This is a genomic window from Myxococcus sp. NMCA1 (genome assembly GCF_026810205.1).
Classification (GTDB): domain Bacteria; phylum Myxococcota; class Myxococcia; order Myxococcales; family Myxococcaceae; genus Myxococcus; species Myxococcus xanthus_A.
Genome location: NZ_CP113950.1, coordinates 1,213,029 through 1,224,193 on the forward strand (window position 1 = coordinate 1,213,029; position 11,165 = coordinate 1,224,193).

An 11,165-nucleotide genomic window follows, 5' to 3' on the forward strand; every position below is an offset into this window, starting at 1 on the left:
GGGCCCTGGGCCCGGGCCCCCGAGCATACGCCGAAGCGGCCCGTTCGCACGCGCGACGGCGGCGGTGCGGACGCCGCCTACTGGCAGCCTGGCGTGGAGGCGTGCTTGTCACAATCCATGGGGCGTACTGCCGCCGTCAGGCCATCCGCCTGGAATACCAGCTCCGGTTTCCAGTCCGGCGATTCGAGCGTCCCCCCGTTGCGCAGGAGGACGAGCCGCTCCGTCGTGGGCAGCAGGGCGTTCGGTTCGCACACCCTTCCGCCGGGCGCCGGCGGGGCCACGACGGGCGCGCTGGCGCCGGGGTTGCCCAGCCAGCACAGGCCCACCAGCAGGTCCACGTCGAGCTTCGGCGGGATGACCAGCTCCGGCCCCAGCTCCGCGCATTCGCAGCCGCCCACGCCGCAGGCGTTCTCCTGGCACGCGGGCATGGGACACACGGTGCCCCAGGCATCACTGCATGCCAGTGCCTCCCAGCGCATGCGCGTCACCTGGACGCCCTGCTCATCCGTGACGCGCGTGCCCAGCCGCACGGGCTGGTGGGTCGCGCGTGCTTTCTGACGGGCCTCCTGCATCATCAGCACCAGCTCGCGCTGCGCGGCGCCGAGGCGCTGGCGCTCCGTCATGCCCTGGAAGCTGGACACGGAGAGGGTGGTGAAGATGCCAACCAGGGCCACCACGACCATCACCTCCAGCAGCGTCATGCCTCGGTTGCGTGGCAGCATGTCAGCCCCCCGTTCCCACGAACGCGAAGTTGCGAGGCGCCAGGCGGATGACGCTGTGCCGGCGCTTGTAGCCATCCCGGAGGTTGCCGTCGTCATCTCGCGCTCCGGGCGCTTCGTTCCCCGTCAGCTCGGCGCGCTGCGAGCGCGCGGTGATGGACAGCTCCACCACGCGCATGTGGCGCATCAGTTCGTCACCCGCGCTGCCCGGGCCGCGGTCCGGCGGAACGGGTACGCCCGGGTCCCAGGCCCAGGAGATGTGCGGGGCGCAGGTGGCCTGGGTGCAGGTGGCCAGCGAGGGGCGCCCGGTCTCCGCGTCCGGGAAGAAGCGCACGGGGGCGCCGGGGAGCGCGTCGGGTGCAATCACGCCCAGCCGGACCTGCAACTGCTCGATGTCCTGGGACACCGCGGTGTAGCCCGCGGGCCCCGTGGGCCCATCCACGTCCATCTCCAGCACGGGCGTGCCGCCGGGCCAGTTCACCCGGTAGCTGCGGCTGGTGAGCGGGAGCAGGTACATGCCCCCTTCGCGCGGTTCCCGTGTGCCAAGCCAGGGCGACTCGGGAAGCGTCACGGCATCGGGATGGCAGTTGCCGTCGGCGGGTGCGGGTCGGCCTGGGATGGCGGGCGTCCATTCCACGCCTTCCGCCACGAGGTTCGTCACCTGTCCCACGCAGGCCCAGCCCCGCTCGTCGTCCGTACCCGGAAAAACGACGGCGATGACCGCATTGTCCAGGAAGGCGGGCGGCAGGCCTCCGACGCACAGCGTGTCCTCGAACCAGGCCGCGGTCGCCGGCAAGGGGCACTGGTCCAGCAGCACCATGCGCGCCGGGTCCGTCTCCCAGACCTCCAGGGCATCCGACAGCAGCGCGGCATCGGCGGGTGGGACGAAGCTGGCGTCGTCCGGGAAGGTCGCCTGGGGCCGAGCCCACACCGCGTAGAACAGGTCGGCTTCGCCGGCGGGAATCCGGCCGCCGGTGAGGGAGACGCTGCCAATGCCCGCGCCCGCCCGCTGCACGCCGAACGCCATCAAGTCACGCGCGGCCCGGCCCTTGTTCTGCGTCTCCATGATGCGCTCTTCCAGCAGGCCCCGGCGCTGGAGGTGGACGCTCACGCCAATGGCGGTGGCGAGCACCAGCATGGACATCGATGCGGCCACCATCAGCTCGATGAGCGTGAAGCCGCGCGGCGTCGTCGAACGAAGTCGCTTCATGGCGCCATCCGGGTCTGCAAGGCCACCGCGCGGCGGGGAGCGCCGGGCTCCTCCGCCCAGCTCACGGTGACGCGGACGTTGACGACCTGGTGCAGGGCCAGGTTGCTGGCGTGGGGAAGCGGGATGGCGCGGCTCAGCGCGGGCTCGCCTGTCTCGGCGCCCTCGAAGGGTGGGTCTACGTCCAGCGTCAGCGTGTAGGCCATTTGCGGCGTCGCGCCCGGAAGGGGCGGCGTCTCCGTCATGCGGCCATTGGCGGACCACCACACGTCGCGCCGCGTGTCGTCGAGCTGCTTGATGTTGATGCAGGGGTCATTCAGCGGCTCGCCCACGCAGCGGAGGTTGACCACGCGCTCCAGCTCCTGTTCGGCGATGAGGTTCGCCTGGCTCAGGTTGTTGTTGCGGCGGTTGTGTCGGGACGCGGTGCCCAGCGTGAGCATGATGCCCAGGATGCCGAGCATGAGCACCGCGGCGGTGGCGATGGTCTCCAGGATGCTGAGGCCGCGCGGATGGGTGTGGAACCTGCGCCGGTTCATGGCACCACCTCCTGGACGCGTGAGCCGGACTGCACGTCCCAGATGAGGACCCGGGAGCTGCTTCGCGGCGTCTCTGCGGTGGGGTTGTTGTACGTCCCGCTCCCCAGCGCGCGCACCTGCCCGTTCTTCACGATGAGCAGGTGATTGTCATAGAGCACGGGCGCGTGCGTGCCGTGGCCGTCGATGGGGGTGTCGTTGCCCGCGAGCGCATTGCCCGCGGTGCTGTAGGCGTAGACCCTGCCGCTGGTGGTGCTGTCCAGGTCGCACGCGCTGGCGGCGCGGCCCACGGCGCTGGTCGTGAAGACGCCATCCTGGGTAGTGGAGACGCCGCCCCAGACGACCTGGCCCTCGCCCAGCTCGCGTGTCCACTCGAGGTGCGCGGGGCAGTTGGCGCCAGGCCGCGTTGCGGGCACCGGGTCGCGGTCCTCGAAGGCCATCAGGTGATAGCGGGGCCGCGGGTCGGCGGTGTCGTCCGGCTCGTTGGCGATGTCCGGGTTGTTGGCGGTGCCGAAGTACAGCCGCACGCGGCGGGAGCCGCTTTCAGGCACGACCGATGCGGAGATGGTGGAGAAGATGCGCTGACTGGTGGGGTTGCGGATGCCGGGCACGGCCTGCGCGTCCGCGACGACACAGGAGGCCAGCACCTTGCCCAGCGGCGTGTTCGCCCCGGTGTTCGAGTAGGTGGGGTTGATTCGGTAGATCTTCCCCGAGGTGGACGGGACGTAGATGACGTCGACGTTGCCGTCGCCATTCACGTCCAGCGGGATGGGCTCTCCGCCGATGCCTTCATTCGCGTCCGCGGTGGTGCCCAGCGTGACGACGCCCGCCAGCCGCGCCTTCGCGCTGTTGCCCGTCACTTGCGCGGGCAGGCCCGTCTTGAGGTCCATCAGGTAGACGGTGCCCACCGTGCCGGACTCAGGCGAGTAGTCCGTGCCGAACAGGGACACCCACTTCTTGCCGCCCGCCTGGCCGAAGTCCATGCGCACCAGCGAGGGTGCATGGCGCGAGCCGCGTGTGTCGGGCTTGGGCGTGGCGCCGGTGAAGAGCGTCGGCAGCGGGTTGCAGCCGTTTCCGTTGCCCGTGCACGGAACGCCCACTGACGTGAAGCGGTCCCGCTTCATGTCGAACTCCCACAGGGGCGTGGGGTAGCTCGAGTCCGTGGGATTGGTGACGTCGAGCGCGAAGAAGATGCTCTGCTTGGGGCCGGTGGCGCTGGCCAGCACCGTCTTCGCGCCCTCGTTCCGGGCGGGGCGGGGACGCCAGGCCTCGTCGGTCTCCCGAGGGTCGTGGCCAGTGTCCGGGCGGTAGTCGTTGCTCCGCAGGTCCACGTCCGCCACGGAGGGCGTGGCGTCCATCGTGGCGCGCTCGGTGGAGTACGCGTCGTTGGCGCGGCGGTAGTTCTCCACGTAGTAGGGAAGCATCTTGAAGGGCAGGTAGGCGAACAGCTCGCTGCCCGCGCCGTAGTCCTGGCCACTGGCGCAGCTGCCGGCCCGGCCGAAGTAGCCCTGGTACTCCACGCGGCCTGACGTGCAGGGGTCATCCCCCGTGCGGAAGTAGCCCGTGCCCAGCGCGTGGAGGTAGCCCTGCGTGGTGCCCACGTACGTCACCGTGGGGCGGCCCGTGTTGGCCGCGCTGAAGTTCTCCGTGAACTTCCGGCGCTCCGTGTCCAGGTTGCGGCCTTCGAGCAGCCACGCGGGCACGTTGGGCGGCCCGATGACGGCCGCCGTGGACAGGTTGACGCCGCCCAGCGGCCAGGTCCGCATCCGGTTGCGGACCAGGGAGGACTGGCGGTCCTCCCAGCCGTAGAGCCAGTCGCGCAGCGCCACGCGGTCATCCGCGGTGCAGCCGTTGCGGCCGTCCAGGTCATACAGGTACACGCTGCCGTTGCGGCGGGTGCAGTAGGTGTCTGGGAAGACGGGGCTGGTGGTGTTGGCGCGCGCCATCAGGTCCTTCACGTCGATGGCCTGTTGGTTCGCCGGATTGAGCGTGACGAGCCTGCGCGTGTCGAGCGGCTCGCCGGGACGGGTCTCCAGCGTGCGCATCAGGTCGCGCATCCACTTGCCGGAGTCCCAGACCTCCTGGGTGGGCTCATAGGGCGCCAGCGTGGCGGGCTCATAGAGCTTCTTCAGGTAGATGTGGCCCCGGTCGATGGTGTCCGGGCGGTTGTCGTAGGTGCGGATGGAGACCTGGTCCACGCCTCCGTCGGCGACCCAGGCGCGCCCGGGCGTTTCATAGACGCCGTGGATGACGGCGTTGGCCATGGGGATGAGCGACGCGCGGCCGTATTCGCCGCTGCGCTGCGCCTTGTAGGAGACGTTGATGTTGTGGATGGTGGGCTGGCAGGACTCACCCGGGCTCTCCATCACCGCGCGCCAGCACAGCTGTGTTCCCACGCGGCCCTGCTCCAGGAAGTCCTGCAGGACGGCCGTCTCATTGCGCACGCCGCCGTCGCTGTCCGGGATGGGGACCCGGAGCCAGTTCGGATTGTCGTTGAGGACGTATGTGGGACTGGAGGTGTTGCAGGGCTCCTGGCAGACCTTGCAGTCCAGCGCCACCTCATAGCTGATGTCCGGTCTGCGCTGGCCCGTCCCGCCGTCCGGCAGTTTGACGGAGAGCGAGCAGGGCGCGATGCCGCCGCCGTCCGCCGCGTAGTAGGGCTGGTCCTCCACGGTGAACGTCACCTCGGTGATGGTGAAGTCCAGGGAGATGTCCGGCGAGATGTCCGACACCACGTCGGAGCGGTAGGAGCCGTTGTTCTGCTTGTTGATGAGGATGACGATGTCGCTGTACGTGCGGTCACCGCCCGCGTTCTGGTCTTCCCAGCCCAGAATCCAGACCAGGGGGTTGTCACGCGGCGCGCCCACGATGGTGTGCGCCGCGCGGCGGTTCACGGAGGGGACGTCCTGCGTCTGGTCGTTCGGGAAGACGACGCCACCGTAGGCCGGGTCGTTCTCCAGCCGGGGGTACACCATGGGATTCAGCCAGTTGGTGCGGAGGTTCTTCTGTCTCACCACGAGCGGGTCACTGCCTTGGTGCAGGTCCATGTTGAGCGGCGTCTTGGTGAAGAAGACGTTGATGTCGCCGTGCATCCACAGGTCGCACTGCACCTCGCGCCCATCCGTCGTCGGACGGGTGATGAAGCACGAGTCCGTGGCCGGGCCGTACACCTGCTCCACATAGGTCACGAGGAAGAAGACGATTTCACGCCGGCCCGCGAGCCGTCCCATGGGGACGACCTGGTCCTCGGCCTTGGTGATGGCGGCGGTCGTGCTCTTGCCGGTGATGAGGCGGCCCGCGCTGTCGAACGCGCTGGCCTTGTAGTCAGGGATGCCGTCCGCCTCATCGGATTTGTCCCAGGCCGTGCCGGTGCGCATGAACTGCCCGTTGCCGTCGAGCGTCCAGCCCTGACGTGGCGCGAAGCACTCCGCCGATTCCGATTCGTGGCACGACGTCTCGTCGTCGTCCGTGGAGAGGAAGACGAGGTTGCCGATACCCCTGTTGCCATTGAGGGCATGCCGGGGCTCCAGCAGGTTCGGGATGTGTGGGAACAGGCCCTGGTCGCTGAAGTACGTATCGATGATGCCGGAGGTGACAGCGCTCTGCCTCAGGTTGTCGCGCCCGTGGTAGGGGTCATACGCGAACAAGTCGTTGGTGAAGTCGCGCACCGGGCGGCCCACCACGCCGCCAGTCGAGGGCCGGGCAGGGTAGTCAGAGCGCCCCTGCCACCTTCGAGGCCCCGTGTTGGCGGCGTAGTTGCTGCCGGAGTTGCACGGGCCCATCAACAGGTCGGGCTCGCGCAGCGTCACCGTCCCCGCGTCGCCCCAGCGCCGGTGGGTGAACGTCCGGTTGGGACAGCGGGGCGCCACGCCGATGTAGCGCGAGGGGTTGATGTTGTAGAGGTCCTCGTGGAAGTCGGGCACGCCGTTGTGGTTCTTGTCCAGCAGCCGGTCGTCATCGGAATTCTCTCGCGTGCCGTTGTCATCGATGTATTCGGCGTCGATGAGCTCGTCGTAATAGAACCAGCCCAGCGTGCTGGAGGCGCCGCTGCCCGCGCGGTCATCGACGATGAGCGCGGTGAGCTCCTGCTCGAAGGGCAGGATGATTTTCTCCGGGTCCAGGACGTTGAGGTTGGTGTTGAGCCGCAGCTTGGGCGGGTTGTCATCCGTGACGATGATGGCGCTGGGGATGCCCGCGTCCCTGCTGAAGTCGGGTTGCTTGTCCTGGTCCGTGGTGTCGATGCACAGCGCGAGGCTGCTGGCGCCGCCATCCGTGCCGCCACTGCCCGTGTCGCCGCCGGGACTTTGGGCGAGCACGGCTCCCGCGGCGGCCACGGCCACCGCGGCCATCCAGGTTCGAGTCCAGCGCATGATGTCCCCCCTGGCGGCCGGTGCTTCAGGGCCGCCCGATTCAGGTGCAACGGATTGCGGTTGAAGGCTTGGAAATCAGAATGTGGGAAGGCCGCTGCTGGAGGTGCCGGTGCCCCGGCAGCCCATCTTCGTGCCGTAGCTGCACGCGAGCCCTCCCTGGGTGCTGCTGTGCTCCAGGAGTGAGCGGACGATGGTGCGGTAGGGGAGGCCCGGGCCCGGGGGTTGGACCTCGCCCACCGACACCAGCCAGATGCGGCCGTTGGCGTCGGCGTTGCGGTCGGCGTCGTCGTCGTCCTCCACGACGAAGACGCGGAAGGAGACGCTGCGAGCCTCCGGGTAGGCGCGGATGGGCTCGCCCTCCACGTCGTTGATTTCGACGGAGGCGCCCGTCACGGTGTCGTCGATGGCCGTGCCACGCGCCAGCGTGTACGGCGTCTGGGGAATGAGCTCTCGCCAGGGCACGCCGCCCGCGGCGACGTCGGGCAGGCCCTGCTCGGCCACGACCTGCAGGCGCTGCAGGACGTCCTGGCTGTAGCTGCCAATGCCTCCCGCGACGGGGTTGTTCATCATCGCCAGGACGACGGCGCGCCCTTCGGCCATGCCCGCCTCGGCGGCGAAGAGGGCTTCACGCGAGCGGCGCTCATGGGATTGGAGCGTGCTCTCCGTGGTCACCGCGCGGAGGGTCACGAGCACGCCCGCGGTGACGAGCGCGATGAGGCCCAGCGCCAGCAGCAGGGTGAACCCTCTCCGCGCGCCAGAGGCGTGTGCGGGCTTGCGGGTCGGATGACAGCGCACCGGGGACTCCTTGCCCTGAAGGGCAGCAGGGAAGCGCAGGTGTCTGTCTCAGCAATCCTCAGGCCCGCTCTCGCGGTACATCCATGTCAATGCATCCAGCCGCTTGGCCAGGGGCCTGGGTAAAGCCTGACACGGATTCATGCGACACGGATTGCGGACCTCGCAAAACTTGCGAGTCAGCGACAAAGTGGGACGCATCGTGAGGCTCGTCCCTGAGGGCGAGACGTGTGGTTGCCCTGTGACAGTCACAGGGAGCGTCGTGTTTCAGCCGCGCCCGCGAGGCCAGAACGTCACGTCGCGTTCCGGGGCGTTCAACCAGACGGACTTGAGGAAACGCACGGCGTTGCGGTCCGCGGTGTCATGCCGGCTGGTGAAGACATGCGCCGTGCCCAGCAGCAGCAGCACCGCCAGGGATGCTCCCAGCGCGGGCGCCGCGGGCCACGTCTGGCCGGGCTTCCGCGCCAGGCTGACGAAGACCCAGGCGGCGGTGCCCAGCAGCAGCCCCGCCAGCACCCCACCCGCCAGTCCCGCCGGCAGCCCCAGGAAGGTCAGCACGCCGGGCGGGAAGTAGCCCTCACGCAGCAGCGGCAGCGCCAGGGCGCCCACGGCGTTGGAGACATCATCGGGGATGTAGTTGATGAAGGTGGCCACGCCGGTGGCGACGATGGACACCGCGCACAGTAGCGCGGCCACACCCAGGGCCCACGCGCCCTGGCCGGTGGCGCGCAGGCGCTCCAGGAAGAGGCCGGCGGGCAGCAGGAGGAAGGGCACCATGCCGGTGAGGTGACGCGGCCCCGTCGTCCAGCCCCACGAGTCGTAGGAGAACGACGAGGTGAAGTACGTGTAGCCCAGGAGCAGGGCCAGGCTCAGCCACGCCAGTGCACGGGCTTCCGGCGACTGGCTCCGGCGGCGCCACACGAGCACCAGCCCCGGCAGCGCCAGCAGGAGGAAGGGCGCCAGGGTGAACAGGCCCCGCAGCGGGGAGAAGAAGGACAGGGCGAAGGCGCGCGGGTCCGGCGTGCGGATGCCCAGGAAGCCGCCCAGGTGCCAGGGCTGGTAGCCCGCGTCGTTGAGGTACTTGTAGCCGCTCGTCAGCGGGTGGCCGAACGTCACCTGGTGGTAGGCCATCAGCGCCACCAGGAAGGGCAGGGCGCCCAGCGTGGCCAGCCCCGCGGCCCGGCACAGGCGCGCCCAGCGAACACGCGCGGGCGCGTCCTGGAAGGCGAAGGTGAGCACCGCGTACAGCACCAGGCCGAGCACGCCCAGCGCACCGGTGTACTCGGCGGCCACGGTGGCGCCCGCGAAGGCGCCCGCCAGGACGTAGCCCCGCTCGCGCCATTCGCCACGCGCGCAGCGCCACAGCGCGTAGAAGCTGGCGAAGAGCAGCACCGCCGTCGTCTGGTGGCTCATGAAGAGCAGCGAGTAGCTGAAGGCCAGCGAGCCCAGCCCATACGTCACCGTGAGCGCATCCGCGACGAGCGGCTCCAGGGACGCGCGCAGGTAGCGGCGAACGAGCCACAGCAGTCCCAGCGTGGGCAGCACGGTGAGCAGCAGGCGCGAGAAGAAGACCAGGGGCACTTCGGGCACGGCATGCCGGTGGCCGCCGCCCACCGCGCGCAGCACGGCGTAGAGGGGCACGGCCGCGAACGACAGCAGCGGCGCCTTGCTGGGGTAGTACTTCCCGTCCTTCACGGACAGGTCACCGACCTTGCCGTAGTCGTGCAGCGCCTGGTTGATGTGCAGGGTGCCGTACTCCACCAGCGCGCGCGTCTGCCACAGCCGGCACAGCTCGTTGGGCGAGCGCAGGCCCGGGTGGTACGGGAACAGCAACACGTACAGCGCCGCCAGGGCGGCCCATACGGCGCGCGGCGCGCCTCGGGATGGCAGGGCCTGGCGCTCGGGAGTGGGGGCCGTGGTGGGCTCCGGGGGCGCGTCGGCGGGCAAGGGCGTGGAGTTCATGGCGGCGGGGCCCTGCTCTCGGGCGAGGCCGCCTTGGAAGGCGGCTGCGATTCAATGGACGACCGGGGTGTCACGCGTGGCGGCGGTGCCTCACGCGTCGCCCCCGGTGGCGCGGGCCACGGCGAAGAGGCTCATGCCCACCGGCAGCTTCACGTGCGACTCCGCCCGCGCAATCAGGGGCGCCAGCGTGTCGTAGAGCTTGAGCTGGAGCTTGGGCACCGAACGGCGGCGCAGCAGGCGGCTGTTGACGAACCACCCCGGCAGGCCGGCCAGGTTCATCCACTCCAGGGTCTCCACCTGGAAGCCATTCTCCTCCAGCACCGCGCGCAGCGTGGAAGGCGTGTAGCGGCGGTAGTGGCCCACGGCCTCGTCGATGGCGCCGAAGAGCTGCTGGAGCGCGGGCACCAGGATGACCACCCGGCCTCCGGGCGCCAGAATCTGCTTGAAGCGCCGGACGGCGGACGCGTCATCCGGGATGTGCTCCAGCACGTTGGAGAGGACGATGGTGTCCAACTGCTCCGTCTTGAGCGACTCCCAGTCCGCCAGGGCCACGTCGGACAGGTACGGCCGGATGTGTGGCTTGCCGCGGAAGAGGTTCTTCAGGCGGTCCACGTAGAAGCGGTCCACCTCCAGCGCGATGAGCAGCTCCAGGCCCGACTCCAACTCGCGGGTAATCGTGCCGATGCCGGCGCCAATCTCCAGCACCCGGCGGCCCAGGTGCTCGCGGAAGCGGCGGCCCAGCCACTGGTTGTAGTGGACGGCGCCGTCCATGCGCTCCAGCGTGGTGTAGCCCTCGTGCTGGTTGTCCGCGTCGTCGCGCACCGTCGCGTAGCGGACCAGCGTCTTGAGCCGGGACAGGTGCGCCGCGGGCGTCCGGCGAGGCACCGCGCCAGGCGGCAGCGTCACCTCGGTGAGGCGGAACAATTGTGCGGCCAGCTTCACCACGAGCTCCGCGTCCACCGCGTCGTCGTCGCTGGTGAGCGTGACGGAGCGCAGCGCCTCGGTGCGGAAGGCGCGCAGACCGGTGAGCGGGTCCGTCAGCGGCACGTCGGTGACGAAGCGGGTGACGTGGCCCAGGGCCCGGTCCGCCAGTAGCTCCGGCGCCAGCCCCTGCGCCGTGCGCAGGCCGAAGACGGCGTCCGCGGTGTCCGCCTGGATGGGGCGCACCAGCGCGTCATAGACGTCCTGCGAATACGAGGTGTCCGGATCCTGCAGTACCGTCACCGCTCCCGACACCTTCTCCAGCGCGGCGCGGATGGCTGCGCCCTTGCCACCCGGCACCGTGAGGACGTGCACGTTGGGCGAGGAGGCGGCGTCGACGGAGCCCTCTCCAGCGAGGACGACCTCCGCGCCAGGAGGCAACGCGTGGGCGAAGCGGGAAGCTGCCGCCGCGGTGTCGGGCGAGAAGGGGAGGACGAAGGAAAGCGGTGGCGTCACGCCGGGCTGACTAGCACAGGCGGCTCGGCCATGCGCGTCAGTGCCCGCGAAGAAGCGTGGATGGAGGGCATCCAGGCGACCGCGGAACGATGGACAACCCCGCGGGGACACGGCACGCTCGTCGCGGTCCCCAAGCGTGTGGGTG

The 11,165-nt window shown here is 69.8% G+C and carries 7 protein-coding genes; all 7 read right to left on the bottom strand.

Annotated elements, in window-relative coordinates; genetic code table 11:
- Positions 1 to 77: 77 nt before the first annotated feature.
- The gene (locus OZ403_RS05200; protein ID WP_140853150.1) at positions 78 to 722 is read right to left on the bottom strand and encodes a pilus assembly FimT family protein; all 645 of its coding nucleotides are present in this window, start codon (positions 720 to 722) and stop codon (positions 78 to 80) included.
- Between the two features lies 1 nt (position 723).
- Positions 724 to 1,929 (bottom strand): PilW family protein, encoded by a 1,206-nt coding sequence (locus OZ403_RS05205; RefSeq protein ID WP_140797365.1) that lies wholly within the window; start codon positions 1,927 to 1,929, stop codon positions 724 to 726.
- Positions 1,926 to 2,462: a type IV pilus modification PilV family protein gene (locus OZ403_RS05210; RefSeq protein ID WP_140787856.1), complete on the bottom strand. Its 537-nt coding sequence runs from the start codon at positions 2,460 to 2,462 to the stop codon at positions 1,926 to 1,928. Before OZ403_RS05210 ends, OZ403_RS05205 begins: the two co-directional genes overlap by 4 nt.
- On the bottom strand, positions 2,459 to 6,829 hold the full coding sequence (locus tag OZ403_RS05215; protein ID WP_268783622.1) for a pilus assembly protein PilY: 4,371 nt from the start codon (positions 6,827 to 6,829) through the stop codon (positions 2,459 to 2,461). Before OZ403_RS05215 ends, OZ403_RS05210 begins: the two co-directional genes overlap by 4 nt.
- Before the next feature lie 75 nt (positions 6,830 to 6,904).
- Positions 6,905 to 7,624: a hypothetical protein gene (locus OZ403_RS05220; protein WP_140787858.1), complete on the bottom strand. Its 720-nt coding sequence runs from the start codon at positions 7,622 to 7,624 to the stop codon at positions 6,905 to 6,907.
- A gap of 264 nt (positions 7,625 to 7,888) precedes the next feature.
- Complete coding sequence (locus OZ403_RS05225) at positions 7,889 to 9,583, bottom strand: hypothetical protein (RefSeq protein WP_268783623.1); 1,695 nt, start codon at positions 9,581 to 9,583, stop codon at positions 7,889 to 7,891.
- Between the two features lie 90 nt (positions 9,584 to 9,673).
- Complete coding sequence (locus OZ403_RS05230) at positions 9,674 to 11,020, bottom strand: bifunctional glycosyltransferase/class I SAM-dependent methyltransferase (protein ID WP_140787860.1); 1,347 nt, start codon at positions 11,018 to 11,020, stop codon at positions 9,674 to 9,676.
- Between the last annotated feature and the right edge of the window lie 145 nt (positions 11,021 to 11,165).

What these genes read in the sequence shown, in the direction of transcription:
- OZ403_RS05200 (WP_140853150.1), bottom strand. Translation starts at nt 722, where the DNA reads ATGCTGCCACGCAACCGAGGCATGACGCTGCTGGAGGTGATGGTCGTG.
- OZ403_RS05205 (WP_140797365.1), bottom strand. Translation starts at nt 1,929, where the DNA reads ATGAAGCGACTTCGTTCGACGACGCCGCGCGGCTTCACGCTCATCGAG.
- OZ403_RS05210 (WP_140787856.1), bottom strand. Translation starts at nt 2,462, where the DNA reads ATGAACCGGCGCAGGTTCCACACCCATCCGCGCGGCCTCAGCATCCTG.
- OZ403_RS05215 (WP_268783622.1), bottom strand. Translation starts at nt 6,829, where the DNA reads ATGCGCTGGACTCGAACCTGGATGGCCGCGGTGGCCGTGGCCGCCGCG.
- OZ403_RS05225 (WP_268783623.1), bottom strand. Translation starts at nt 9,583, where the DNA reads ATGAACTCCACGCCCTTGCCCGCCGACGCGCCCCCGGAGCCCACCACG.